General features: G+C 71.7%; 20 protein-coding genes and 2 pseudogenes. 15 read left to right on the top strand and 7 right to left on the bottom strand.

Annotated elements, in window-relative coordinates:
• Window position 1 precedes the first annotated feature (1 nt).
• Window positions 2–1,249, bottom strand: a complete 1,248-nt coding sequence (locus O3438_RS23515; protein ID WP_269681937.1) for a lipopolysaccharide biosynthesis protein — start codon at window positions 1,247–1,249, stop codon at window positions 2–4.
• 246 nt (window positions 1,250–1,495) lie between these two features.
• Between O3438_RS23515 and O3438_RS23520 the strand changes: the two genes are divergently transcribed.
• From O3438_RS23520 to O3438_RS34350, 5 genes and pseudogenes are all read left to right on the top strand, one after another.
• On the top strand, window positions 1,496–3,304 hold the full coding sequence (locus tag O3438_RS23520; protein WP_269681938.1) for a hypothetical protein: 1,809 nt from the start codon (window positions 1,496–1,498) through the stop codon (window positions 3,302–3,304).
• Window positions 3,301–3,462 (top strand): hypothetical protein, encoded by a 162-nt coding sequence (locus O3438_RS23525; protein WP_157742438.1) that lies wholly within the window; start codon window positions 3,301–3,303, stop codon window positions 3,460–3,462. Before O3438_RS23520 ends, O3438_RS23525 begins: the two co-directional genes overlap by 4 nt.
• A 30-nt stretch (window positions 3,463–3,492) precedes the next feature.
• A complete protein-coding gene (locus tag O3438_RS23530) occupies window positions 3,493–4,302 on the top strand; it encodes a glycosyltransferase (protein WP_269681939.1) in 810 nt (269 codons plus the stop codon).
• A complete protein-coding gene (locus O3438_RS23535) occupies window positions 4,299–5,741 on the top strand; it encodes a glycosyltransferase family 4 protein (protein ID WP_269681940.1) in 1,443 nt (480 codons plus the stop codon). Before O3438_RS23530 ends, O3438_RS23535 begins: the two co-directional genes overlap by 4 nt.
• A 59-nt stretch (window positions 5,742–5,800) precedes the next feature.
• Window positions 5,801–8,959 (top strand): annotated as a pseudogene (locus tag O3438_RS34350) (DUF3367 domain-containing protein); the annotation flags it as partial.
• Between the two features lie 882 nt (window positions 8,960–9,841).
• Here the strand turns inward: O3438_RS34350 and O3438_RS34355 are convergent.
• Window positions 9,842–11,320: an acyltransferase family protein gene (locus O3438_RS34355; RefSeq protein ID WP_442929736.1), complete on the bottom strand. Its 1,479-nt coding sequence runs from the start codon at window positions 11,318–11,320 to the stop codon at window positions 9,842–9,844.
• Between the two features lie 133 nt (window positions 11,321–11,453).
• Here O3438_RS34355 and O3438_RS23545 point away from each other — a divergent pair, with 133 nt between their 5' ends.
• The 3 genes from O3438_RS23545 to O3438_RS23555 all read left to right on the top strand — a co-directional run bounded on the left by O3438_RS23545 (window position 11,454) and on the right by O3438_RS23555 (window position 15,104).
• Window positions 11,454–12,494, top strand: coding sequence for a DUF3068 domain-containing protein (locus O3438_RS23545; RefSeq protein ID WP_269681942.1), 1,041 nt, complete (start codon window positions 11,454–11,456; stop codon window positions 12,492–12,494).
• A 455-nt stretch (window positions 12,495–12,949) separates the two neighbouring features.
• Complete coding sequence (locus O3438_RS23550; RefSeq protein WP_269681943.1) at window positions 12,950–13,573, top strand: DUF6230 family protein; 624 nt, start codon at window positions 12,950–12,952, stop codon at window positions 13,571–13,573.
• A gap of 76 nt (window positions 13,574–13,649) precedes the next feature.
• Window positions 13,650–15,104 carry a DUF6114 domain-containing protein gene (locus tag O3438_RS23555; protein ID WP_269681944.1) on the top strand — a complete coding sequence of 485 codons (1,455 nt, stop codon included), beginning with the start codon at window positions 13,650–13,652 and terminating at the stop codon, window positions 15,102–15,104.
• Window positions 15,105–15,159: 55 nt separating this feature from the next.
• Here the strand turns inward: O3438_RS23555 and O3438_RS23560 are convergent, their stop codons facing one another.
• On the bottom strand, window positions 15,160–16,830 hold the full coding sequence (locus tag O3438_RS23560) for a DUF885 domain-containing protein (RefSeq protein ID WP_269681945.1): 1,671 nt from the start codon (window positions 16,828–16,830) through the stop codon (window positions 15,160–15,162).
• Between the two features lie 130 nt (window positions 16,831–16,960).
• On the opposite strand from O3438_RS23560, the pseudogene O3438_RS23565 reads away from it, so the two are divergent.
• A pseudogene (locus O3438_RS23565) lies at window positions 16,961–18,285 on the top strand (DMT family transporter); the annotation flags it as partial.
• Here O3438_RS23565 and O3438_RS23570 read toward each other — a convergent pair.
• Together O3438_RS23570 and O3438_RS23575 are read right to left on the bottom strand one after the other, a co-directional pair.
• Window positions 18,168–19,241, bottom strand: a complete 1,074-nt coding sequence (locus O3438_RS23570; protein WP_269681947.1) for a PHP domain-containing protein — start codon at window positions 19,239–19,241, stop codon at window positions 18,168–18,170. The pseudogene O3438_RS23565 and the gene O3438_RS23570 sit on opposite strands and share 118 nt — an antisense overlap.
• Window position 19,242: 1 nt before the next feature.
• Entirely contained in the window at window positions 19,243–20,004 is a 762-nt protein-coding gene (locus O3438_RS23575; protein WP_269681948.1) for a M23 family metallopeptidase, read from the bottom strand.
• Between the two features lie 65 nt (window positions 20,005–20,069).
• On the opposite strand from O3438_RS23575, the gene O3438_RS23580 reads away from it, so the two are divergent.
• The 4 genes from O3438_RS23580 (at window position 20,070) to O3438_RS23595 (ending at window position 21,997) form a co-directional block, all read left to right on the top strand.
• Window positions 20,070–20,462 (top strand): hypothetical protein, encoded by a 393-nt coding sequence (locus O3438_RS23580; protein WP_442929642.1) that lies wholly within the window; start codon window positions 20,070–20,072, stop codon window positions 20,460–20,462.
• 132 nt (window positions 20,463–20,594) lie between these two features.
• Window positions 20,595–20,762, top strand: a complete 168-nt coding sequence (locus O3438_RS23585) for a hypothetical protein (protein WP_167454701.1) — start codon at window positions 20,595–20,597, stop codon at window positions 20,760–20,762.
• 115 nt (window positions 20,763–20,877) lie between these two features.
• Window positions 20,878–21,405, top strand: a complete 528-nt coding sequence (locus tag O3438_RS23590; RefSeq protein WP_269681949.1) for a tRNA adenosine deaminase-associated protein — start codon at window positions 20,878–20,880, stop codon at window positions 21,403–21,405.
• A gap of 145 nt (window positions 21,406–21,550) precedes the next feature.
• Complete coding sequence (locus O3438_RS23595; RefSeq protein WP_269683733.1) at window positions 21,551–21,997, top strand: nucleoside deaminase; 447 nt, start codon at window positions 21,551–21,553, stop codon at window positions 21,995–21,997.
• Window positions 21,998–22,008: 11 nt separating this feature from the next.
• Here O3438_RS23595 and O3438_RS23600 read toward each other — a convergent pair whose 3' ends face one another.
• Together O3438_RS23600 and O3438_RS23605 are read right to left on the bottom strand one after the other, a co-directional pair.
• Window positions 22,009–23,163, bottom strand: a complete 1,155-nt coding sequence (locus O3438_RS23600; protein WP_269681950.1) for a sensor histidine kinase — start codon at window positions 23,161–23,163, stop codon at window positions 22,009–22,011.
• A complete protein-coding gene (locus tag O3438_RS23605; RefSeq protein ID WP_269681951.1) occupies window positions 23,160–23,816 on the bottom strand; it encodes a response regulator transcription factor in 657 nt (218 codons plus the stop codon). Before O3438_RS23605 ends, O3438_RS23600 begins: the two co-directional genes overlap by 4 nt.
• A gap of 128 nt (window positions 23,817–23,944) precedes the next feature.
• Here O3438_RS23605 and O3438_RS23610 point away from each other — a divergent pair, with 128 nt between their 5' ends.
• Complete coding sequence (locus tag O3438_RS23610; protein ID WP_269681952.1) at window positions 23,945–24,469, top strand: hypothetical protein; 525 nt, start codon at window positions 23,945–23,947, stop codon at window positions 24,467–24,469.
• The gene (locus O3438_RS23615; protein ID WP_269681953.1) at window positions 24,466–25,560 is read left to right on the top strand and encodes a peptidoglycan-binding protein; all 1,095 of its coding nucleotides are present in this window, start codon (window positions 24,466–24,468) and stop codon (window positions 25,558–25,560) included. The genes O3438_RS23610 and O3438_RS23615 overlap by 4 nt, the downstream gene beginning before the upstream one ends.
• The last annotated feature ends 8 nt before the right edge of the window (window positions 25,561–25,568 follow it).

A 25,568-nucleotide genomic window follows, 5' to 3' on the forward strand; every position in this document is an offset into this window, starting at 1 on the left:
GTCAGCCGACGGCCTGGTGTTCGACGGAGCTCGTCGACGAGGGCTGGTGCGGCCCGTCCCGCCGTGCCGGCGTGCAGACCATCACCAGCGCCGTCGCCGCGGCGACGGCGAGAGCGCACCACATGATCCCCTGGAACGTCCGCGGTGCGACGAGCATCGTCAGGACGGCCAGCACACCGGCGGCCACCCAGAGCGGCGCGGAGGGCCACCGCGCGCCCGCCGCGATCTTCGCGTTGACCACCGCGAAGACCAGCGCGTAGAGCGCTCCCGTGGCAGCGAAGAACGGGGCGTACTCGCCCAGTTGCGCGTAGTCCTCACCGCCGGCCAGGCGGAACGCGAAACCGCCGGCCAGGGCCGAGGCCACGACGAGGACGGCGCCGCAGGCGCCGATGATCGCGAGCATGGTGGTACGCAGGCGGCGGTCACCGACGGCGAGGCGGGGCAGCGCCAACACCGTGATCACCTGAGGTGCCCAGAGCGCGCCTTTGGTGAGCACGGTGCCGACGGAGTACGCCCCGGAGTCCGCGGGCGACAGCAGTTGGCGGGCGAAGATCAGGTCGGCGTACGACACCACGAGCATCGCCAGCGCGGCGGTCCCGGCGCTCAGGACCTGCCGGACCCGCAGGGCGGTCCCGACGTCCACCGCGTCGCCCCCGGCCGCCGAGGCGGGGCGGGCGATCCAGGCCAGGAGCGGCAGGACGAGGTACGCGGTCACCAGGCCGGCGAGCAGCGTGTCCACGACGCCGGCACCGAGGGTCAGCGTGACGACCATGCCGGCGTACCGGCCGACGGCGAACGCGACCATCGCCCAGGCGAGGCGGAGGAACCGTTGCTCGCCCTGTAGCTCACCGAGCCACCGGCCGGCCAGGACGACCGCGAAGGTCGTGGCGGCCACCAGTGCCACGACCGTCACCGACAGCCGGAGGGCGGTGACCATCAGCGGCGTGGCCACGACGACGGTGCCGGCGGCGACCGCGGCCGTGACGACTGTGACGCGCATGGTCGGCGCGCCGGGCTGGCGGGCACGATGGACGGCGACCGCCATCTGCAGCCCCACGCCCGCCACACCGGCGATCGCGACGAGAGCCAGCACCGTGGCCAGCACGCTCAGTTCCTCGGCCGCAAGGTGCCGGGCACCGACCATGGGAAGCAGGTAGGCCAGGCCGTTCGTCACCATCGCGGCGATCGCCACCGCCGCGCCGGCCGCTCCCAGCCGGCCCGGACCGGAACCGGCCGTCGTCTCTGTCATCGCGCCTCATGTCGGTTCGCCGGGGGGATCGGCTGTGCCCTGAGCCTCGCGACCCCGACGCGGTCAGCTCGTCGACGTCGTCAGGCAAGGTACCGCCCGTTCTCGCCCTGTGCCTAGGGCCGATCTCAGCGACGACTGCTCGGCCGGCAGCGGGGCCCGCCCTCCCGAGAGAGGCCCTAGAGTGCTGTCCGGAGCCCCGGGGTGCGACGTCGGGAGCGCTTCCCGTCCAGGTCTGTGGGGGTCCGTGTGCGCCGACCGATACCGGAGTTCGGCACGCCGCTGCGCCGGGCTGTCGTCGTACTCCGTAGCTGGTGGCCGGAGATCGTGCTCGGTCTCGGCGTGGTCCTCGCGATCCTCGGCCCGGTGCTCCGCCGGGGTTACCTCCTCCGGTACGACCTGGTGTTCGTGCCGGACCCGCCGTTCGGCGCGACGGTCTGGGGCAGCGGCTCGGAGCTGCCGCGTGCGGTGCCCAGCGAGCTGCTCGCCGTCGGCCTGTCCCAGTTGCTCCCCGCGGACGTGGCGGAGAAGGCGCTCCTGGCCGGCTGCCTCGTGCTGGCCGCGGTGGGTGCCGCCCGGTTGGCTCCCGTCGGTCACCCGTTGGCGCGGGTCGCGGCCGGGCTCGGGTACGTCTGGAATCCCTGGGTGTACGGGCGACTGCACCTCGGGCAGTGGGCGGTGACCGCCGGGTACGCCGCCTTGCCCTGGGCGTACGCGTGGGTGCTGGGGGTGCTGCGACGGCGGTCGGACGGCAGCGCCCCGGCGGACGGCAGCGCCCCGGCGGACGTCGCGGGCCCGCGGCGGCGCTCGGCGGTGGCCGGTGGCCTGGCGGTGGTGCTGGGCGGTCCCGCGATGGTGTTGGCGGCGGTGCTGACCTGCGCGCCGGCGTTGGCCCTGGCCCGCCAGTGGCGGGCGGTCGTCGCGGGCGCCGCGACCTTGGCCGGTCTCACCGCCCCGTGGCTGCTGGCGCTCGGCCAGCGCGGAGGCGGGATCGATCTCGACGAGCGGGGAGTCGCCGCGTTCGCCGCCCGGGCGGACACGCCACTCGGAGTGCTCGGCAGCGTCGTCACGCTCGGCGGTGTCTGGAGCCGGCACGCCGCGCCGGTCGGCCGTGACCAGTGGCCGGTCGCCCTGCTCGCACTGGTGCTCGCCGGTGCTGCGGTGTGGGGGTTCGCGTTGACCCGTCGTCGGTGGCCGTCGGCGGCCTGGTGGGGGCTGCTCGTCGGTGCCGCGCTGGGCACCGCGATCGCCGCCGTTCCGGCCCTGCCGGCGGGTACGGCGTGGATGACCGCGCTGGTCGAGCATGTTCCGCTGGCCGGGTCCGTGCGGGATGGCACCCGCCTGCTCGCGCCGCTCGCGCTGCTCCAGGCGGTGGGCCTCGGGATGCTGGTGGAGTCGCTGGCCAAAACGGGCGTTCGCGCGTTGGCCCCGCTGGTGGCGTTCGCCCCGGTGTTGCTTCTCCCCGGTCTGGCCTGGGGTCTCAGCGGCCAACTCGACACGGTGCGGTTCCCCCCCGAGTGGACGGAGGTGCGTTCGGTGGTGAACCAGGACCCGGCCGGCGGAAGCCTGGTCTCGCTGCCCTGGTCGTCGTTCCGTGCCTACCGCTGGGGAGGCAACGTGCCCGTGCTCGACCCGGCGGCGCGGGCGTTCCGCCGGCCGGTGATCGGGGACCAGGATGTGTTGGTCGGCCGGGACCGGATCAGGGGTGAGAGCCGGGAAGCCGATCGGGTGGCAGCGGTGTTGGCGGAGCCGGGTGACCCCGGGTCGGCCCTTCGTCGCCTCGGCGTGCGGTACGTGCTCATCCAGACCGATCAACCTGGCGGCGCCGAGGTGGAGGCGCGGTTCACGGACGGCGAGGTGGTCCGGCGCGACCGGACATTGACGCTGATCCGTCTGCCTGATGGTGGTTCTTCCCGCTCGGCGGGGACTGTCGGCATTGGTCCCACGCTGGGGTATTCGGTACTTGGGGGCACCCTGTTGATCGCCCTTTCGTACCCCTCGGCACGGCGGCGGTGCATGTTACTGTCCGGTACCTCTTGTCGAAAGGATCGTCAATGAAGGCATCCTTCAATCCCCTCCTGACCGCGGTCGTCGCCGCTGCGGTGGGGGCTGTGCTGGGAATTCTGGCCGTCTCGATCGGGACGTCCACCATCACCAACAGCAACACCAAGCCCGCAAACGTGGAGCAGCCCATCATCGTGTACGGCGAGCGCTGACGGCCCTCCATGGAGGTCCTACCTCCTGACGTGTCGTCAGATGCTGTCGTACTCGACGTCGTGGTGCCGGCCTTCAACGAGGCGGACCGACTGCCGGACACCCTGCTCCTGCTCCGGGCGGCGCTGGCCGGTCTCGGTGTGCCCTGCCGGGTGACAGTTGTCGACAACGCCAGCACGGACGCAACCGCCGAGGTGGTGTCGTCCGCGATGCCCGGCACGGTCCCCGTCAGGTTGTTGTGGTGTGGCGAGCGAGGAAAGGGGTTCGCGGTGCGGACCGGTGTGCTCGCCAGCGACGCGCGCTACGTCGGCTTCTGCGACGCGGACCTGGCCACCGCGCCGGACAACCTCGGGCAGGTGCTCGGCCTGCTGACCGAAGGCGTCGACGTGGTCGTCGGTTCGCGGGCACACCCCGAGTCGGTGGTCGAGGAACGGCACAGCCTGCTCCGCCGGTGGGGCGCGGTGGCGTTCCGGGGCGCGGTCCGGCAGGTGGTCCGCGGCGTGGGCGAGACGCAGTGCGGGTTCAAGTTCTTCCGCGGCGATGTCGCGCGGCGCGCGTTCGCGCCACTGCGGTGCGGCGGATTCGCCTTCGACGTGGAGGTGCTGGGACGCGTCGAGCGGGCGGGTGCCCGGCTGGAGGAGATCCCGGTCAACTGGGTGGACGTGCCCGGTTCCCGCTTCTCCCCGGTCCGCCACGGTTGGCAGAGCTTCGTGGACGTCGCGAAGATCCGCTGGCGGCTCCGTCACGCCAATGCCGTCTCCACCACGCCGCTGCCGGTCGTCGCCATCCCGGTGGCCCCCGACGTGTCCACTGGTGCCGCCACTGTTGGATTGCGGCCGTGAGTGTCGGATCTTCCCCGGTCGCTGCGGCTCCCACCACCGACGTCCCGGTGGTGGGCCGCCGGATCGCCGTGCTCAACTGGAAGGACCCCTGGCATCCCGATGCCGGCGGTGCCGAGGTCTACGCCTGGCAGGTCGCTCGTGATCTGGTGACCGCCGGCGCGCAGGTCACCTTCCTGACCGCCCGGCCCAGAGGTCAGCGCGGCGACGAGGTTCGGGACGGCATCAGGATCGTCCGGATCGGTGGCCGGTGGAGCATCTACCCCCGGGTGCTGGGTTGGTTGGCGCGCCGCCGACGTCAGTTCGACGCCGTGCTGGACTGCCAGAACGGCATCCCCTTCTTCAGCCCTGCGGTCCTGCCGGCGAGCGTGCCGGTGGTCTGCGTGATCCACCACGTGCACGACCGGCAGTTCCGGCTGTACTTCGGGCCGCTGGTCGGTCGCTTCGGGGCGTGGCTGGAGGGGCCCGTCGCCCGGCGGGTCTACCGCCGTTGCGTGACCCTCGCGGTCTCACCCTCCACCGCTGCCGCCGTACGCGACCGGCTCGGCTGGGCCGGCCCGGTGGTCGTGGTGCCGAACGGGGCGGACGCCGACCATCCCCCACGCGGGTCTCGGGACGAGCACCCCCGACTCGTCTGCGTCGGCCGGGTGACCCGGCACAAGCGGGTCGACCTGGTGCTCGACGCCGTCGACCACCTGCGGTCCGAGCGGCCCGACCTGCGCCTCGACATCGTCGGTGGCGGGCCGGACGTGGAGACGATCCGCAGGCAGGTCGACGAGCGTGGGTTGAACGGCGTGGTGACGGTCCACGGTCACCTGCCCTCCGCCGAGCGCGACGCGCTCCTGGCCGCCGCCTGGTTGCACGTCTCCGGCTCGTGGGGCGAAGGTTGGGGCCTCGTGGTGGTGGAGGCCGCCGCCGCCGGGCTGCCCACTGTCGCCTTCGACGTGGACGGTCTGCGCGACGCCGTACGACCCGGTCGGACCGGGTGGCTGGTGACCGAGGGCGAGCACCCGGCCCGTGATCTCGCCGCTGGGCTGGACCGCGCGCTGGACTCCGTCGCCAACCCCGCCGAGGCGGACCGGATGGCGAACGAGTGTCGACAGTGGAGCGCCGCGTTCCGCTGGGCGGACACCGGCCGGCGGGTGCGCGCGGTCCTCGGAGACCTGCTCGCCCCACGAGCGGTGCCGTGGGCGTCCGAGGACGCCTGTCTCGTGGTCCGGACTCCTGACCCGAACGACCTTCTCGCCCGGGTGGCACCACTGCTGCCCCACACCCGGCACGTCGCGCTCGACCAGCGGAGTCTGTGGATCCTGGTGCCGGGTGCCGATCCGGCGGCGATCCGGCAGGTGCTCCGCGACGTCGGCGTACCCGAGGGAGCCGTGACCGAGTCGAGGGCGAGTCGAGACGAACTCCTCACCGGAGTTCCGGTACGGCAGTGCTGACCGCGTGGTCGACCGCTCGTCGTGCTCCCGGGGTGCCGTCCGCGACGGTGTCCCGGGCCGTGTGGCGCCTGCGTGAGCTGCTGGTCTGCCTTGCGCTGATCGGCCTGTGCGTCACCCAGAGCCCGGGTCTCATCGTGCCCGACACGAAACTGGACATGGCCCTGGACCCGGGCGGGTTCCTCGCCCGCGCCACCCACCTGTGGGTCGTCGACTGGCAGTTCGGAACCCTGCAGAACCAGGCCGTCGGCTACTTCTTCCCGATGGGTCCGTTCTTCCTCCTCGGTGAGGCGATCGGTCTCCCGGCCTGGCTTGTCCAGCGGCTCTGGATGGCGACACTGCTCTGCGTCGCCCTCACCGGCGTGGTCCGCCTGGCCCGTGCCCTGGATCTCGGTGGTCCCGCGTCCCGTCTGGTGGCCGGCGCGGTGTTCGCCCTCTCGCCCCGGGCGCTGACCCTGGTCGGCACCGTCTCGGTGGAACTGCTGCCGTACTGCGTCGCACCGTGGGTGTTGCTGCCGTTGGTCAAGGGAGCTGCGGGCGGCTCGCTGCGGCGGGCGGCAGCGCTCAGCGGCCTGGCGGTGGTCTCTATGGGCGGGGTGAACGGCGCGGCCGTCGCGTGTGCCGTCCTCCCGGCCTTCCTCTTCATCGTGACGCGTGCCCCCGGGAAGCGGCGATTCCGCCTGCTGGCCTGCTGGACGGTGGCGATGGTGGCGGCCACCTTCTGGTGGCTCGCGCCGTTGCTGCTCCTCCAGCGGTACGGCTTCGCGTTCCTGCCCTTCACCGAGAGCGCCGCGGTGACGACCGGCGTGACCACCCTTCCGGAGGCCGTGCGTGGCGCCACCCACTGGGTGGGTCATCTGGTTGTCGACGGTCTTCCCTGGTGGCCCTCGGGGTGGGCCCTCGCCACGGTGCCCTGGATGGCCCTGCTCACCGGCCTGCTCGCCTGCGTCGGGCTGGCCGGCCTGGCCCGCCGGGACCTGCCCGAGCGGCGGTTCCTCCTCGTCGCGGCGTTGGTCGGGCTGTTGACGCTGACCGCGGGGAACCTGTCCAACGGTGGAGCACCGTTCGCCGCGTCCGTGCGGGAGGCCCTCGACGGCCCGCTGGCCGCACTCCGCAATCTGCACAAGTTCGACGTCGTCGTCCGTCTGCCCCTCGCCCTGGCCATCGCGCACATGCTGGACACCGTCGGTCTCATCGCCGTCATCCGCCGGTTCTCCCGACCCACGGGGATGGCGCCCCGGCGGGTGGCGCTGGGAGTGACCGCCGCCGCCCTCGTGGCGGTGACCGCCGGCGCGGGCAGCGCGGGCCTCACCGCGGGCGGCGGCTTCCCGGCCCTGCCGGAGCACTGGCGGCAGGCGACCGGTTGGCTCGACCGGCACGCCGGCCCGGGTACCACGCTGCTCGTGCCCGGGTCCAACTTCGCCGAGTACGACTGGGGTCGCCCGTTGGACGAGCCGGTCCAGCCCCTGCTGGACTCGCCCTGGGCGGTACGTGCACTGGTGCCCGGCGGCTCCGCGGGGAACGCGCGGCTGCTCTCCGCCATCGACGAGCGGCTCGCCTCGGGTGCGATCTCCCCGGGCCTGACCGACGTCCTGGCCCGACTGGGCGTGCGCTACCTGCTCGTCCGCAACGACCTGCGCCAACCCGTCGGTGCCGTCGCCTGGCCGCTCCTGGTGCACCGGACCCTCGACAACGCACCCGGGTTGTCCAGGGTCGCCGAATTCGGGCCGGGTGTGGGAGTGCCACCGGATTTCTTCGGGGCGTGGGACCACGGGCTGCGCAAGACGTACCCCGCTGTGGAGATCTACCAGGTGGACCGGCCGACCCCTCGCGTCACCCTGGCTGATGCGGCGCAGCCGCTCGACCTGGTCGGTGCGCCGGAGACCCTGCTGGACCTCAGCGACGCCGGTGTCCTCGGCAACCGGCCGGTGATCCTCAACGGCGACGGCCCAGCCACCCCGGGTGCGGGAACCGTGCTCGCCGACAGCCTTCGCCGCCGGGAGGTCGACTTCGGAATTGTCCGGGGCAACACCTCGCGGACGTTCACCGCCGACGACCGGCCACGGCAGGCGCGCGCGGTCCACGACGTCCTCGACCCCGCCTGGGACGCGTCGTTCACCTCGGCCGGATACACCGGGATCACCGATGTGCGGGCCTCCTCCAGCGCGGCCGACGTCGCCGGTCCGGCCGCGCTGCGTGACCCGTCCGCCGGACCGTTCGCGGCCCTGGATGACGACAGCGGTACGGCGTGGTTGACCGACGGCGCCCGCAAACCGGTGGGCCAGTGGCTGGAGGTCCGGTTCCCGGGGGCGGTCCAGGTCGGTTTCGTGGACCTGAAGGTGGTCGACGACGAGATGATCGCCGCACCGGTCACGCGGGTCGAGATCAGCACGGCCAGCGGTACCTCAGTGCACCAGATGACCGACGCCGGGCGAACTCCGCAGCGGTTGGCGATCCCGGCGGGGCGTACCACCTGGATCCGCGTCACAGTCGACGGCGTCTCCGGCATGGACGTGCGGGGCCGGCGCGCGGGCATCCGGGACCTTCGGGTGCCGGGGGTGAGCCCTGAGCGTCACCTGCGGCTGCCGGCGCTGCCCGAGACCAGCGGCGCGGCGGAGGTCGTCGCACTGGCCCGGAGGGCAGTCGACCGACCGGCCTGCGCAGCCGCCGACGACCACTACCTCTGCGCGCCCGACCTGGTCCGGCAGAGCGAGGAGACCGGCCTGGCGCCCCGTCTCTTCGATCAGCCGAACCCGTCTTCCGCCAGCCTCACCGGCCTGGCCCGTCCGACGCCGGCCACCGCTCTCTCCGTGTACGACGAGATGGTGGGCGGTGAGACCTTCGAGACGTCCAGCGCCTGGTTCGCCGACCCGGTCGCCTCGTCGCGGGCGTTGGGCGACGGCGACGACGGTACGAGTTGGTTGGCGGACCCGCACGACGCCCAGCCGACGGTGACCCTGCGCTGGGCCAAGGCCCGGAAGGTCAGTTGGGTGCGGTTGCGGTTCGGGGCGAACCTGGTCGCGGCACCGCCGAGGACGCTGCGGATCACCGGCGACGACGGCATCCGAGAGGTGGCCATCGACCCGGACGGAGTGGCGCGCTTCCCGGCCCTGCGCACGAGCAAGCTCTTCATCACGGTGACCTCGACGGTGCCGCGCAACAGCCGATCTGCTGCGTTCTTCGAGCTGGAGGCCCTTCCGGTGGGCCTGAGCGGCATCGACGTGGAGGGGGTGCCCGAGGCCAACCAACCCCGAGACATCGACAGTGCCGTGACGTTGCCCTGTGGCACCGGGCCGACTGTCGTCGTCAACGGCGCATCGGTGCCGACGGTCCTGTCCGGCACCCTGCGCGACATCCGCGACCTGCGGCCACTGCGGTACCGCGCGTGCACTGTCGAGCCGACGGCCAAGGCCAAGGCCAAGGCGAAGCCGACGATGGACGCCGACCAGGTCGCGCTGCGGGCCGGTCAGAACGAGATCTCCGCCCCGGCGGACCGGTTCGTCGTCGACAGCGTGATCCTCAGCGGTACGCCAGCGGCGCGAACGGCCGTAGAACCGGCCCGCCAGACGGCGACAGTGCTCTCCTGGACCGACGGGCGCCGGTCGGTCGAGGTCGGTCCGGGTGGCAGCAGCTACCTGGTCGTACCGGAGAACGCCAATCCCGGCTGGCGTGCCACGCTCGACGGTGTCCGGCTCGAACCGACCCGCGTCGACGGGTGGAAACAGGCCTGGCTCGTGCCGGCCGGCGCCGCCGGCCGGGTCGACCTCGTCTTCACACCGGGCCGGCAGTACGACATCATCCTGCGGGTTGCCGGCGGTCTCCTGCTGCTGTTGGTCGTCGCGGCCCTGCTGCCCGTACGCCGCCACCGACCGTCCTACCCGGTGGTGCCGACCACCCTGGCGACCGCGCCGCTGCTCGCGATCGGCGTACCGGCGCTGCTGGGCGGTCTGCTCGGCTTCGGCTGTGCGCTCCTGGTCGTGCTGCTGCACCGCCGTCGGATGCCCACACCGGAGTGGATCTGGGTGCCGGCCGCCGTGGGTCTCGCGATCTACGGTTCCGAGCGGTGGTGGTTGTGGCGGGTCGGCGCGGAACCGGTGGCGGAGCTACTCGGCGTGCTCCCGACGGCCCTGCTCCTCCTGGCTGTCGCCGCCCTCGTGCTGCGGTCCCGTCGGGTTCGCGGAAAGTACGAGTCGCGTCGCGAGGGCCGGCTGTTCGGTTGGGCGCGACGTGACGGTCTGCGTCGCCGGCGTTTCCACGGGGACGACGGACGAAGCTCCGGCCCGGCGGTCGTCGGCCCGCCTCTCCAGGAGTCTCCGCAGCTGCTGCGTCGGCCACTCGATGAGGTAGTAACTGGCGGCCGCGACCGGGAGGGTCAGGGCCAGGGTCACCGTCAGGAGCACCCAGAACGAGCTTTGCATCCGGGTGAAGCCGAGCAGCCGGAAGCACACGTCGAGGGCGAGGATGTGCCAGAGGAAGATGCCGTAGGAGATTCGGCCCAGGAATCTGACCAGCGGCTGGAGCAGGAGAGCGCGGGGCACCCCGCCGGACCCCCGCCCGACGAGCGGCGCGATCACGCACCACGTGATGAGCAGGAACAGCAGGTGCTCGGTGATCGATTCGACCGGAGTGGCGTGTTCCAGGCCACGCGGTCCGGCGATCGGCGTGCTGGCGATCCAGAGCAGCACGCCGGCGATCAGCCAGGACGTCCCGGGAGCGAACGTGAGGACGCGCAGCCCGCGCTGCGTGCCGGACCACAGGTCCTTCTCGCCGCGGTCGGACCCGTCCGACCCCAGGTCCGGGAGGAACGGAGAGGAGGTGGCGCTGGGAGGCCAGGAGGCGAGAACAGCCAACACGATCCCGACCCCGAACCAGTCCAGGAAGGCGGGCAGCCAGAGCCACGACAGCTCAGGTAGAGGCGAGTCGGGCAAGTGCGCGATCACGTTCCACCCGAGACCGGCCAGGACGAGTGCGATGCCGAGCGCCAGCTGGCGTCGGGCGCGCGCCAGCGGGGTTCGACCGCCCATCCAACGGCCGAGCGCCGCGATCAACGGTAGCGCCAGGTAGAAGACCGCCTCGGTGGCGAGGCTCCAGGTCTGCTCCAGTCCGACCGGCAGCCGCAATGGTTCATATATGTGTACGAGTAGGAGGGGTATTGCCCAGTCCCAGAGCGACCTGAGGTAATCGATGTTGAGCCAGGTCAGTGCGACAACCGCCACTGCCCAGTAGCCGGGCAGAATGCGCAGTGCGCGATGCCAGAGGTATCTGCGTACTGGCGGTTTCGGCTGCGCCTGAATTGCTGCGCGCGCGAATGGCCGGTAGAGGAGGAAGCCCGACAGGGCAAAGAAGACCGCCACTCCCACGTCCATCCTGGCGAGCACTCCACCAGCAAGTCCGGACGAGTAGGTGAGTCCGCCGAGGAACGACACGTGGTGAAGGAGAACCGCGAGCACCGCTAAGGCCCGAAGGCCTTCCAAGGCGGGCAGGAAGTCATCCGTACGACCACTATTCGGCTCGGCCGGACGGCTCGCCCCGCTGTTCGGGGCTGCTTTTGCAGGTCGGCTCACAGGTCCTCGACATCCCATTTGTTATGACAGCCGGACGGCCGCATCCGGCCGTGTTCCGCACGGCTCGGAAGGCCGCGTCGGACCATATCTGAAATCGGTCTCGTCATGTACTGTCAGCCGACTAGTCGACCAATACAAGGGGAGGAGTTACATGCGATCTACGTCGGGTGCCATCTTGGTGGGGGTGGGCACGTTCCTGATCGTCGGGGCCGTGGCGACGCCGCTGGTCGTCGCGCCCGCTCTCGTCAAGGTGCCCCTGGACCAGAGTTCGGTGACGGTCTCCACGGCCCAGAACGCGACCGTCCTCGATTTCGGCACGCTGTCGGAGCGTAGCGGGGTCAACCTGACCGCCCACCGAGCCGTCCGGGGCGATGTCAAGGACGGAAACGCTGACCGGGCGGTCTTCAACGTCGGTGTCCGGGTGATCGACGACGCCAAGAAGGAAATCACGCTCAGTACGGACCGGGTGGCCCTCGACCGGCGTACGGCGATGGCCGTCGCCTGCTGCGCCGAGGACATCAACGGCGCGCCCTTCAAGCACGAGGGCTTGACGTACACCTTCCCGTTCGGGACGGAGAAGAAGACCTACCAGTACTTCGACAACACCGCTCGTAAGGCGTACCCCGCCAAGTACGTGAGTACGGAGAAGCTGCAGGGGCTGACCGTCTACAAGTTCGAGATGACTGTCGAGCCGATCCAGATCAGCGAGATCAAGGTCCCGGGCAGCCTGCTGGGCTCTACCGAGCAGGTCGTCAACGCGGGCCGCTACTACGCCAACACCCGCACCCTGTGGGTGGAGCCGGACAGCGGCGTGATCGTCAAGGGCCAGGAGAAGCAGTTGCAGACGCTCCGCGACGGGACCGGCGCGGACAAGATCAAGATCATCGACGCTGACCTCGCCTTCACCGAGGACACCCAGAAGCAGCAGGCCAAGGCTGCCAAGGACGCGCGTGGTCAGATCAACCTGCTGACCACGGTGGTACCTGTGATCCTCGGTCTCCTCGGCCTCGCCCTGGTGCTGCTCGGCGTGTACCTCGTCGTCCGTGCGGGTCGCCGCAGGCCCGAGGCGGCACTGGTGGAGGCCGATGACCGGCCGACGACCGACCTGCCGTCGCAGCGGTCCCCGGAGCCGGCCGAGGAGTCCACGGCGCCGGCCGGCGGACGCCACGCCGCGGAGCGCACCGAGCCGTAAGACACACACCCCCACCTCACCGCCGACCCGACCGGGCCGGCCGACCTGATCGGGTCGGCCGGCCCGGTCGTCTTCGCTGCCGCCGCGCCGCAGCCGACGTCCAGCACCCGCGGGCAACCGCCCAGCACGGCCTGCTCGCGACGGACGGGCACTTTACATTCGTTACCTTATTGTAATTGGTCAATGTTGTATCACGCTCCGTGTCGACGGTCCCCTGTCTCGCGCTGAATCGGGATGGATTGCCCGCCTTCATGGACGGTCATTCCCACTGACTGTGATTCCGGGCTGCCGCTGAGTCCCCACCCTGTTACTGGTCGGTAATCGGGGGGTTGTGAGCTGCGCCGCACTGGGTGCACCATCAAGCCCGATGGTTACCAGCTGGTAACAGATGGCGGGCCCGACGGGCCGCCACGTCGGGACCGCCACCCGCACGCATCCAGCCCGAGGAGGAACCCGTGCAGGATCGCTCGAAGAGTCAGGGTCGTACCCGGTGGGGGCGGTTCGCCGCCATGATGGTGCCCGCCACGGCCGCCGCCGGCGCCATCCTGTTCGGAATGTCGACCGGCGCGATCGCGTCCGACATCACGGTCTCCGGACAGACGTTCAAGATCGGCGCTGATCGCCTGGAGGGTGACGGCTTCAAGCAGTACGGCGGCATCGTCCGGGAGAAGGGCAAGGACGGTAAGGCCGGTCAGGTCCACCCGGTCGCACTGTCCGAGATCAGCACCGCCGAGCTGTACAGCCTCTGCCAGTCAGTCCGCGCCGACCTGCCGGGCCTGCCGGTGGTGCTCACCATCAACGCCGGTGAGGGCAAGGAACCCGCCCGTGCGAAGGACCTGCTGATCGCGATGGACTCGCTGGACGGCAACGCGACCTTCACCAACATCAAGATTGGCCGGGACGCCACCGACCTGAACCCGACGGCGCAGGCCGGCTCGTTCGGCCAGAACTCCGACCACGTCACCATCACCAACCTGAAGCAGGTGTCCCGCTACACCACGGCGGCCACGTTCAACCTGGTCGGCCTCCGACTGAAGGTCAACGTGGGCGACGACGCCAAGGGTAAGGAGTGCTTCTGAGATGAGTCACGGCCCGCGGCGCTCGGCACCGCGGGCCCGGCCCGTGTTCCCGTCCCCGCTCGGCCAGGAGGAGTACGTGACAACCGCGAATCCGTCCCACGCCCGGCCCGGCGGTCCGGCTCAGGCGTGGCGGCTCTTCCGCCGCTGGCAGCGCAGCCGACCGTTCTGGGGTGGTCTGCTCACCGCCCTGGCCGGGCTGGAGATGTTCGCCTCCACTCGGATGACAGTCAACGGTCTGAGCTTCCACAGCGGGGCCAGCGGTCTGCTCTCGCTGTTGATCCCGGTCATCCTGGTGACCTGCGGCCTGCTGCTCTGGTTCACCCCGACGCAGCGGCTGTTCTACTCCGTCGTCGCCGCGGTGACCGCTGTCTACTCGCTGATCGGGCTCAACCTCGGCGGCTTCTTCGTCGGTTTGTTGCTCGGCATCGTCGGCAGTGCGCTCGCCTTCGCGTGGACGCCGGTCCAGCCGGCGGCGGCCGACGCGCCGACCCGTCCGGTGCCGCCCGTGCCCGATATCGACGATGTGCCGACGCACCCGCCCGTGCCCGACGTCGACGATGTGCCGACCTACCCGGCGGCGTCCGCACCCGACGCGCCTACCCGCCCGGCGGCGTCCGCGTCCGACCTGCCCGACGCGTCGACCCAGGAGCAGCCGTCGGCCGGTCAGCCCGATCCGAAGGCCTTCGGTGTCGCCCTCGTGGTGCTCGGCCTCGCCGCTGCCGGCCTGGCCCTCCCGCCCGGAGCGGTGCAGGCAGCGCCGAACCGTCCCGGCGCGACCACGTGCCCGACCCCGTCCCGAGCGGTCACGCCGTCGCCCAGCCGCACCACCGCGACGCCCACGCCGACGCCGAGCCCGACCCGGCGCGGCAACCTGATCACCGACATCCTGGACGGGATCGGTGACTTGCTCCCCGGCGGGCGCGCCAAGGAGACCCCGACGCCGTCGGCGAGCCCGACCGTATCGCCGAGCGGCACCCCGACCACGCCTCCCGGGCCGGTCACCTGCCCGTCGTCGCCCCCGGGCAGACCGGGCAGGCCGGCGACACCCGAGAAGCCGGGCACCGTGCAGCCGGGGAAACCGCTGCCGCGCATCGCCGCCGACCCCAGCCTGCCGACGGTGGCGCAGACACCGTCCAAGCTCACCGGGTCGTCGGTGCGGATGACCGGCCTGCGGTTCGACGGGATCACCGACCTGCACACGGTCAAGGGCGACCTCAAGGTGCTGAAGTTCAGCATGCGGGAGGCGGTGACCGACGACTTCCTGCTCCGCGCCGATGGTCCGGCAGGTCGCAACCAGCGGTACGCGACCGACCGGCTGACCGTCAGCGGGGACGTCGCCTTCTACGCCACCCGGTTCGTCGGCCGATTGCTCGGCATCAAGATCACGCTGACGCCGGACCTGCCGCTCCCGGACGGCCTACCGGTCACCTCGCCCGTTCCGATCACGTTCACCGACCCGGTCATCGACCTGGCGTACGTCACCAGCAACACGCTGACCGCCCGGCCGGCACTGGCGCTCAGCCTCGGCTGAACGCGCGGCTGCGCGCGGCGGCGGACCCGTCCCACCGCGCGCAGCCGTCACCCGGTCAGAGCCGGGCCAACGCCTGGCGCAGCGGGTCGAGACCCAGCGCACCCAGGTCCAACGCCTGCCGGTGGAACTCCCGCAGGTCGAAATCCGCGCCCTTGCGGGCCTTGGCGTCCTCGCGGGCCTGGAGCCAGATCCGCTCACCCACCTTGTACGACGGCGCCTGCCCCGGCCAGCCCAGGTAGCGGTTGAGCTCGAAGCGCAGGTTCTCGTCCGGCACCCGGCAGTGCGCCCGCATGAACTCCCAGCCCAGCTCGGGCGTCCACCGCTCACCGGGATGGAAGCCGAACGGGTTGTCCTTCGGGATCTCCAGCTCCAGGTGCATGCCGATGTCCACGATCACGCGCGCCGCGCGCATCGCCTGGCCGTCGAGCATGCCCAGCTTGTCGCCCGGGTCCTCCAGGTAACCCAACTCGTCCATCAGCCGCTCCGAGTAGAGCGCCCAACCCTCGCCGTGCCCGGAGACCCAGCAGAGCAAGCGCTGCCAGCGGTTGAGCAGGTCGGCCCGGACGGCGGTCTGCGCCACCTGAAGGTGGTGACCCGGCACGCCCTCGTGGTAGACGGTGGTCACCTCACGCCAGGTGGAGAAGTCACTGATGCCCTGCGGCACCGCCCACCACATCCGGCCCGGACGGGAGAAGTCCTCACTCGGGCCGGTGTAGTAGATGGCGCCGTCGCTGGTCGGTGCGAGGCAGCATTCGATGCGGCGCACCTGCTCCGGAATGTCGAAGTGCGTACCGTGCAACTCGGCGATGGCCTTGTCGGCCAGCTCCTGCATCCAGTCCCGGAACGCCTCCTTGCCCTGGATCGTCCGGTCCGGGTCGGCGTCCAGTTTGGCCACGGCCTCGTCGACGCTGGCACCGGAGCCGGCGATGCGCCCGGCGACGGTCCGCATCTCCGCCTCCAGGCGGGCCAGCTCGGCGAAACCCCAGGCGTACGTCTCGTCCAGGTCGACCTTGGCGCCGAGGAAGTACTGCGAGGCCAGTTCGTAGCGCTCCCGGCCGGCGGCCTGCTTGTCCCGCCCGTGCGGGGCGATCTCGTTACGCAGGAACTGGCCGAACTCGGCGGTCGCCGCGGTCGCCGCCGCCGCCCCCCGACGCAGGTCCGCGCCGAGCGCGCCGTCCGCGCCCAGCCGCTCGACCAGCCCGTGGAAGAAGTTGTCCCCGGTCGGGTCCACCCAGATGTCGCACTGCTTGGCCACCTCGACCAACTGCACCTTCGAGCTAACCTCGCCGGCGGCGAGCGCCTCGCGCAGCGTGGTCTTGTAGCCCTCCAGAGCGCCGGCGAAGCCGTTGAGCCGGGCGGCGATGTTGGCCTGCTCGTCGCTGGTCGCCGTCGGCATCAGGTCGAACACCATGCGGATCTCGTGCAGCCCGCTGGTGATGACGCTGACCTCGCTGGTCACCTCGCCGGCGTCGTAGCGGGCCAGGTCCAGGCCGAGCCGCTCCTGCATGGCCTCCTTGGCGGTGCGTTCCAACTCGGTCGCCGGCTCGGTCACCTCCAACTCGGCGAGCGTCCGGCGGGTGAGGTCCGCGCGCGCCTGGTAACCCTCTGGCGAGAGGTCGTCGAGCTTGTCGTCATGGCCGGCGATGCCGACGAAGGTCGCGCCGGTAGGGCTCAGGGGGGCCCACTCGGCTACGTATCGGTTGGCGATTTCATCGATTCGTCCCACGCTGCGACCCTACGTGACCACCCCACCTCCGTGTCGATGACGTTTGCCGTGTCCGAGCTGCGGGTTTCGCACGGTGGGACGCCCGAAAACGGGTGCCGTTCTGTCGTACGTCTAGGGCAGAGTGTCAGGGGTGACCACCGATACCACTCCTGACAAGGCGCCGTTGGGCGCCTGGCTGCCGGGCTTCCTCGCCCTCGCCGCGATCTGGGGCTCCAGCTTCCTCTTCATCAAGATCGGGGTGGCCGAGCTGCACCCGGTCCAACTCACCCTCTACCGCGTCGTCGCCGGCGCGTTGACCCTGCTGGTCGTCCTCGCCGTGCTGCGCGACCGGCTGCCCCGCGAGCCCCGGGTCTGGGCGCACCTGGCGGTCGTGGCGGCGTTCGGTGTGGCAGTGCCGTTCACCCTGTTCGGCTACGGCGAGCAGCGGGTCGAGTCAATGCTGGCCGGCATCTGGAACGCCACCACGCCGCTGATCGTGCTGCCACTGGCGGTGCTGGTCTTCCGCACCGAGCGGCTGACCGTACGCCGCGCCGTCGGGCTCGGTCTGGGCTTCGTCGGAGTGCTGGTGGTGCTCGGGGTCTGGGAGGGCATCGGCGGGGCGCACTTCACCGGGCAGCTGATGTGCTTCGGCGCGGCCGCCTGCTACGGGGTCGCGATTCCGTACCAGAAGCGGTTCGTCGCCGGCAGCGCACACTCCGGCCTCTCGCTCTCCGCCGCGCAGCTGCTGCTCGCCGCCGGACAGCTGGCCATCGTCACCCCTTTCGTCGCGGGCCTGCCGCCGCTGCCCACCGACCTGTCACTGGGAGTGGTAGCCAGCGTGGTGACCCTCGGCGCGCTCGGCACCGGCCTCGCGTTCGTGATCAACATGCGCAACATCCGGGTGGCCGGCGCGAGCACCGCCTCCACTGTCACCTACCTGATCCCGATCTTCGCCGTGCTGATCGGTGCGGTGGCGCTCGGCGAGCGACTCAACTGGCACCAGCCGGTCGGCGCGCTCATCGTGCTGCTCGGGGTCGCGGTCTCGCAGGGTGTTCTCGGCCGCCGCCGGACCCGCCCGGTGGTCGGCGTCGGGGCTCCCGCCGCCCCCGCCGCCGAACCGGCCCGCCGCTGAGCCCCGCCGCTGAGGCCCGCCGCACGGCCGCTGATCGACTCGGCTTCATTGAAATCGGGGTAACGGTCGGGTCAGGACGCCCCGACTTCAAGAAGACCGAGTCGATCACGGCCGGGGTGGCGGCGGGAAGGGCCGGGGTGGCGGCGGGAAGGGCTGGGCCGGTCACCGCTGGGCCGGTCACCGGCGGGCCGGCGCCGGCGGAAAGGGTCGGAGCGGGGCGTCCAGGTCAGGCGCGGCTGTGGGTCCACTCCAGCAGTTGCTCGGCTGACCAGGTGTTGACGACCCGGTCCGCGGGGACGCCGCAGAGCGCGGCCCGCTCGCAGCCGAACCGCTGCCAGTCGAGCTGGCCAGGTGCGTGCGCGTCCGTGTTGATGGCGAACCGGCACCCGGCCTCCAGCGCGCGGCGGATCAGTCGCTTCGGCGGGTCCTGCCGTTCCGGCCGGGAGTTGATCTCCACGGCGGTGTCGTGTTCCGCGCAGGCGGCAAAGACCGCTTCCGGGTCGAAGTCGCTCTCCGCCCGGGTCCGGGCACGATGCCCCTTGTCACCGGGGCCGGTCACGCCGGCCGGGCGGGACGACACCATCCGGCCGGTGACGTGACCGAGGATGTCCAGGTGCGGGTTGGCTACCGCCGTCACCATCCGCCGGGTCATCTTCGACCGTTCGTCCTTCAGGCCGCTGTGCACCGACCCGACCACCACGTCCAGGCGCGCCAGCAGATCCTCGTCCTGGTCCAGTGAGCCGTCGGCGAGGATGTCCACCTCGATGCCGGTGAGGATCCGGAACCCCTCGGGCAGTGCCGCGTTGACCTGCGCCACGTAGTCGAGCTGCCGGCGGAGCCGCTCCGCGGTCAGCCCCCGGGCCACCGTCAGCCGGGGCGAATGATCGGTCAACACCACGTACTCGTGACCCAACTCCACAGCGGCCAACGCCATCTCCTCGATTGGAGAACCGCCGTCGGACCAGTCCGAGTGGGTGTGGCAGTCGCCCCGCAGGGCGGTGCGGAGCGCCGTCGCCTCGGCATCCAGGTCGGTGCCCTCGGTCGCCACCAACCGGCGCAGGTAGACCGGCTCCTCACCGGCCAGTGACTCCGCCACGCAGCGGGCCGTCACGTCACCGACCCCGGCCAACTCGGTGAGCGTGCCGTTGCCGGCCCGGGCGGTCACCTCGTCCGCCGGCAAACCTGCCAACGCCTTCGCCGCCGACCGGAACGCGCGAACCCGGTAGGTGGCCTCGTTCGCCCGTTCCAACAGGAACGCGATCCGGCGCAGGTCGGCGATGGGATCTCTCGAACCGGCCATGTCAGGGAGCCTTCGGACAGCCGTGCTTGCGCTGCCACGCGGTCACCTCGGCAGCCGGTTCCCGATTGCCGCCACGCCGCCAGGAATCCAGGTAACGCGCCGGCCAGAGCACCCCGCGCCGAATCCACCAGCCGTCCTTGCCCGTACACGGCGGCGAGATGCCGAAGTGCACATGGCACACGTTGTTGGCGTTGCCCGTGCGCCCGACCTTGCCGAGCTGCTGCCCGGCCCGGACCCGCTCCCCGGCGTCGATGCCGCTGGTCACGACGCTCAGGTGCGAGCCGTAGTAGCGCACCCCGTCGTCGCCGAGCAGGGAGACCGACAGGCCGCCGTTCTCCGGGCCCTGCGGCCCACGCTTCGTGTACCTGTCGACCCGACTCACTTCGAGCACCGTCCCGTCGGTCACCGCGACGAACGGCTCACCGCAGTCGGCGAAGAGGTCCGTGGCCGGGTACGCCCCGTGCGTCGGGTGGTAGTCGACGTTGTCGGCGCGTACCGGGAAGACATGCCGCAGCCCGGCGCGCGGTGCCGCCGTCGACGGCGCGGCCGACGACGGCGTCGGGGTCGGTGTCGGGCGGTTGGCCGTCGGTGACGGCTCCGCCGGCTGCTCGGCGGTCGCCCAGACCGCCGGCGGCGTCGGCGCGGCACCGTCGGCGGGCACCCCCGGCCGGGTGGTCGCGCACCCGGCGGCCAGCACCGGGGCGAGCAGCAGCAGGATCGGGTACGCCGGACGCACGCGGCGGCCGATCGTCGGCGACGGCATCCGGTCATCCTGGCAGAGCCGGTACCGTGGGCACGAGCGACGCGCGTGAGGGGAGGGCAGCGACGGTGACCATCGCCCGACCCGATCCCGGCCCGGATCCCGGTGCCGTCGTCCGTCCGGTGGCGCGTACCCCCTCTGGTCTCTTTCCGGCCGGGCCCCCGCACCGGCCCACCTACCGCGAACCGCACCCGGTCACCGGTGGCGGCGTCGCCGCCGGGGGCGGCGCCGCAGCCGCCTGGTTACTGCTGTTCGGCCTGCTCGGCAACGACGTGGCCAGCTACGCGTGGTGGACCGTGGTGGCCGGACTGTTGGCATGGTTGACCTCCCTGGTGCTGGTCCGCCACGGCGACCGGGGGGTCGCCACCGGAGTCGCCATCGTCACCGCGGGGGGCTGGAGCATCGCCGCCGCCGTGCTGGCGGTCCGCTGGGCCACCAGCGGCGACTGGCCGCTGTGGTGACCGGTTCCGACCGTCCCCGTGAACAGCCCGAAACCGCTCGGTAACAGGGTCGACGACTGCGCGGTGTGCCCGGTTGGCTGCGTAGCGAACGCCGTCTTGACGTGGCCGCCGAGACTCGGCACGCTCGGCACTATGGCCTGGACCACCCCGCGACAGGACCCGGATCGCAGCCGCCGTCGCCTTCAGTTGTTGGCCGAGTTGGCGGGTGCCCGCGCGGTCCGGCAGCGCAGCCGACCGCAGCGGCAGCGCACCGAACGTCTGCGCCAGCTCATCGCCACCCGCCGCAGGGTCGCCGGCTGATCCTTTGACAGGTTTGACCGGCCCTTCGGGGCGTTGACCGGTCGCCTGCCGACCTGACCGGCTAACGTGCACGCGTAACGAGTCGGCGCTGTGCCGAGGGGCTATTGGGGGGACCGTGTCGTACTTCGCTGCGGCCGTGGTGCGCGACGACAGTGGCTGGACCGCCGCCGAGGTCAGCCTGCGTGGCGCCACCGACATCGACGAGGTCGCCGACCGGCTGCGGGACGTCGACCAGGAGGCCGACGTGTCGCTGCTCTTCGTCGAGGCAGATGACGCGTATCTGGTCGTCCTTCGTCTCGACGAGGGCGAGGACCTGCGGGTGTTCGGTTCGGATTCCGCGTACGCCGAGGAGTCCCAGCTCGGTGCGCTGCTGGTCGGTGACCTGAAGACCTCGGTCACCGGGCTCGACGGCGACGAGGAGCCACGCCCGGCGACCACCGGTGACGACGAGAGCGAGCAGCCCGTCGTCGACCCGGAGGCCGACCCGGTCGGTGATGCCGACCTGCTGGCCAACCTGGGCATCTCCGCGCAGAAGCTGCTGACCCTGTGCTCGCACGAGGGGATGATGCCGGCGGACGTCACCGCCGAGATCTGCCAGGTCCTCGGCTGCGCGGACGAGGTCGAGGAGCTGCGTGAGGTCTGAGCCGGCCGACGCCACGGATCCTTCGCTGGAGTCGATCCGGCCGGGGCAACCCACTCCCGGTGCGGTGGGGCGGGCCGGCCCCGGCGCCCACGAGGGCCTCGCCGACCCGGGTGAGGCCGGGCGACGGCAGCGGCACGAGCTGTGGATGCGCCGCGCGCTGGAGGTCGCCGTCACCAGCCCCGCCGGCTCCGCCGCCGGCAGCACCGACGTGGACGACGTGCCGGTCGGAGCGGTGCTCTACGGGCCGGACGGCAGCGAGCTGGCCGTCGGACGCAACGAGCGGGAGCTGACCGGCGACCCCACCGCCCACGCCGAGGTGCTGGCCCTTCGGCGGGCTGCCGAGCGGACCAGCCGGTGGCGGCTGGACGGCTGCACCCTCGTCGTCACCCTCGAACCGTGCACCATGTGCGCGGGAGCCCTGGTGCTGGCCCGGGTCTCCACAGTCGTCTTCGGCGCGTGGGAGCCGAAGACCGGCGCGGCCGGGTCACTGTGGGACGTCCTGCGCGACCGTCGACTCAACCACCGCCCCGAGGTCTACGGCGGGGTGCTGGAGGCCGAGACCTCCGCCGTGCTGCGCGCCTTCTTCCGCTGAGCCCGCTCCGGTCAGGCCGGCGGCAGGGTGACCGTGACGATCAGGCCGCCGGCCGGCCGGGGCTGCGCCTCGGCGGTGCCGCCGTGGGCCCGGGCGACCGCGCGGACGATGGACAGCCCCAACCCGAAGCCACGCGTACCGGCGACCCGCTCCCGGGACAGCCGACGGAACGGTTGGAACATCGTCTCGACGTCGTAGCCGGGAATGACCGGGCCGGTGTTGGTCACCGTGAGGGTGGGCAGGCCGTCGACCAACCCGGTGCGTACCTCCACCCACCCGTCGGCGGGCAGGTTGTGACGCAACGCGTTCTCCACCAGATTGAACGTGAGTCGCTCCAACAGCACCGGGTCGCCGCTGGTCGGCGCGGGCTCCAGGGTCCGCCGCACCGGCACGTCGGGTGACTGCTTCCCGGCCTGGTCGGTCAGGTGCGCGCAGACCTCCGCCAGGTCGACCGGCGTACGCTCGGTCAGCTCGTTCTCCGAGTCGGCCAGTGTCAACAGGCCGTCGATCAGCCGCTCGTGCCGCTCGTTGACCGCCAGCAGCGACTCGCCCAGCCGCCGGGTCTCCGCCGAGGCGTCCGGGCGGGTGATGGCCAGCTCCACCAGGGCGCGGTTGAGCGCCAGCGGGGTACGCAGCTCGTGCGAGGCGTTCGCCACGAACCGGCGCTGCCCGTCGAAGGAGCGGTCCAGCCGTTCCAGCATCTCGTCGAACGTGTCGGCGAGTTCGCGTACCTCGTCGGCAGGGCCGGTGAGCGCGATCCGCTCGTGCAGACCACGGCCGGCGGTGTCCGCGCCGGCGATCCGGCGGGCCGTGCCGGTGATCTGGAGCAGGGGCTGCAGGGCCCGACCGGCGAGCAGCCAGCCGAACGCGATCGCCACCGTCGACACCACGACCAACGCGATGCCGCCCTGGGTGAGCAGCGACTCCAACGCGTTGCGCTTCGCCTCGTCCTGCACCTCCTGCAACAGGGTGCGCAGGTTGTCGACGTTCTGCCCGCTGGGCGTCGTGGGGGAGGTCTTCGGCAGGTCGCGCAGGCTCACCCCGAACGGCTGCGGCATCCGCTGATCCACCAGCACGTACGTGACGGCGAGCAGGACCACGCCGGCCAACAGGAAGAGCCCACCGTAGATGAGGGTGAGCCGGGCGCGGATCGTGAGGCGTTTCATCGGATCTGGTACCCCGCCCCGGGCACCGTCTCGATCACCGGCGGGTCGCCGAGTTTGCGGCGCAGCTTCATGACGGTCACCCGGACCACGTTGGTGAACGGGTCGATGTGCTCGTCCCAGGCACGTTCCAGCAGGTCCTCGGCGGAGACCACGGCGCCGTCGGCGCGCAGCAGCTCGGCCAGCACCGCGAACTCCTTGCGGGACAGCGGGACGTGCCGGTCGTCCCGGCGTACCTCGTGGCGGGCCGGGTCGAGCTGGATGCCGGCGCGACGCAGTGTCGGCGGTGCCGCCGGGCGGGACCGGCGGGTCAGCGCGTGCACCCGGGCCGACAGCTCCACCAGGGCGAACGGCTTCGTCAGGTAGTCGTCGGCACCGAGCGCCAACCCCGCCACCCGTTCCCGGACCGCCGCCGCGGCGGTCAGCATCAGCACCCGGGTCTCCCCGCCCGCGTCGACGATCGCCCGGCACACGTCGTCGCCGTGCACCACCGGCAGGTCCCGGTCCAGGACCACCACTGCGTACTCGTTGACACCCAGCCGTTCCAACGCGGCGTCCCCGTCGTACGCCACGTCGACAGCGAACGACTCCCGGCGCAGCCACTCGGCGATGGCGTCCGCCAGCACGTTCTCGTCCTCGACCACCAGCACTCTCACCCCCCAATGGTGCTCGGGGTGCGGTAACGCCGGCATAACCGCCGACGGTAACGCCGGGGATACGCCCGCTGCCGTGCACTGGGGTCACGTTCGGCGAACCGCGCCGGACCTGAGCGGAAGCGGACACGATGCGACGACAGATGCTCGCGATTCCCGTCCTGCTGGCCTTGGCGCTGTCCGGGTGCGGCGCGGGAGGCGACGACGGCGGTGGGGTCGCGACCGCCGGTGGGGCGAAGGCCGAGGCCACGACGAGCGGCACGCCGGTCAGTGACTCGGAGCGGCAACTCGCCTTCGCCAGGTGCATGAGGGAGAACGGGGTGGACATGCCCGACCCGGAGCCGGGTGGCCGTCCCGGCTTCCGGTTCGGTGCGGACGTGGATCAGCAGAAGGTCCAGGCCGCCATGGAGAAGTGCCAGGACAAGCTGCCCAACGGCGGGCAGGGACCGCAGCTCAACCCCGAGCAGGCCGAACAGATGCGGGCCATGGCCAAGTGCATGCGGGAGAACGGGGTGCCGGACTTCCCGGACCCGGACGCCGACGGGCGGGTTCGGATCGGGACCGGGGACAAGGCGATCAACATCGGCGATCCGGCCATGAAGGCCGCCCTGGAGAAGTGCCGGCAGCACGCGCCGCAGTTCGGGGGTGGCCGGTGACCGGCACCATCCGACGTCCGTGGCTGCGGGCCGCGCTCACCGGGGGCGTCGTCCTGCTGGTCGCCGCCGTGGGCGTGGTCGCCGCGGTGGGCTTCGGCGGTGGCGACACCGGAGGCGACCACGCCCAGGCCGGCACCACGGCACCGGCCACCGCCGCTGTCTCCCGGCAGACCCTCGCCGACTCGGAAACCGCCGACGGCCAGCTGGGGTACGGCACACCACGCACCGCCTCGGCGAAGCTCAGCGGCACCGTCACCGCGCTGGCGGCGACCGGGTCGACGGTGCGCCGGGGTAAGGCGCTCTATCTGGTCGACAACGAGGAGGTGGTGCTCCTCTACGGCGGGCTGCCCGCGTACCGGACTCTCGCCCCCGGGATGGAGGGCGCTGACGTCGCGCAGTTCGAGCGGAATCTGAAGGCGCTGGGCTACACCGGTTTCACTGTCGACGACGAGTACACCGGCAGCACCGCCGACGCCGTCCGGGACTGGCAGGAGGATCTCGGTCTGGCCGAGACCGGTCGGGTCGAGCCGGGGCGGGTCGTGTACGCCGACCGGGAGGTCCGGGTGGAGAGCCACCAGGCCGACGTCGGCGATCTCACCCAGCCGGGCCAGTCGGTGCTCACCTACACCGGCACCGACCGTGTGGTCACCGTCGAGCTGGACATGGACGACCAGCGGTTGGCCAAGCGGGACGCGAAGGTCGCCGTGAAGCTGCCGGACGGCCAAAGGGTGGACGGCACCATCAGCGATGTCGAGACGGTCGTCCAGCCGGGCACGGCGGGGGCCAACGGGCAGTCCGGCGACGCCGAGACGAAGATCGAGGTGACGGTCGCGGTGACCGATCCGAAGGCTCTCACCGGTTTCGACCAGGCCAGCGCCGATGTCACGTTCACCGTCGCGGAGCGCCGCGACGTGCTCACCGTGCCGGTGGCGGCGCTGTTGGCGCTCGCGGAGGGCGGTTATGGCGTCCAGGTCGCGGAGGGTGGCACCAGTCGGATCCTCGCGGTGACGACCGGGCTGTTCGCCGACGGTCGGGTGGAGGTCAACGGCGCGGGCGTCACCGAGGGCATGACCGTGGTGGTGCCGACGTGACGAGCGAG

The organism is Micromonospora sp. WMMC250 (assembly GCF_027460215.1).
Taxonomy (GTDB): Bacteria; Actinomycetota; Actinomycetes; order Mycobacteriales; family Micromonosporaceae; genus Micromonospora; species Micromonospora taraxaci.

Bases quoted from the DNA above. Each gene is read 5' to 3' on its own strand.
- O3438_RS23525 (WP_157742438.1), top strand. From the start codon at position 3,301: ATGAAGGCATCCTTCAATCCCCTCCTGACCGCGGTCGTCGCCGCTGCG.
- O3438_RS23610 (WP_269681952.1), top strand. From the start codon at position 23,945: ATGCGACGACAGATGCTCGCGATTCCCGTCCTGCTGGCCTTGGCGCTG.
- O3438_RS23570 (WP_269681947.1), bottom strand. From the start codon at position 19,241: ATGGCCGGTTCGAGAGATCCCATCGCCGACCTGCGCCGGATCGCGTTC.
- O3438_RS34355 (WP_442929736.1), bottom strand. From the start codon at position 11,320: ATGGGATGTCGAGGACCTGTGAGCCGACCTGCAAAAGCAGCCCCGAAC.
- O3438_RS23595 (WP_269683733.1), top strand. From the start codon at position 21,551: ATGCGCCGCGCGCTGGAGGTCGCCGTCACCAGCCCCGCCGGCTCCGCC.
- O3438_RS23545 (WP_269681942.1), top strand. From the start codon at position 11,454: ATGCGATCTACGTCGGGTGCCATCTTGGTGGGGGTGGGCACGTTCCTG.
- O3438_RS23585 (WP_167454701.1), top strand. From the start codon at position 20,595: ATGGCCTGGACCACCCCGCGACAGGACCCGGATCGCAGCCGCCGTCGC.
- O3438_RS23515 (WP_269681937.1), bottom strand. From the start codon at position 1,249: ATGACAGAGACGACGGCCGGTTCCGGTCCGGGCCGGCTGGGAGCGGCC.
- O3438_RS23600 (WP_269681950.1), bottom strand. From the start codon at position 23,163: ATGAAACGCCTCACGATCCGCGCCCGGCTCACCCTCATCTACGGTGGG.
- O3438_RS23575 (WP_269681948.1), bottom strand. From the start codon at position 20,004: ATGCCGTCGCCGACGATCGGCCGCCGCGTGCGTCCGGCGTACCCGATC.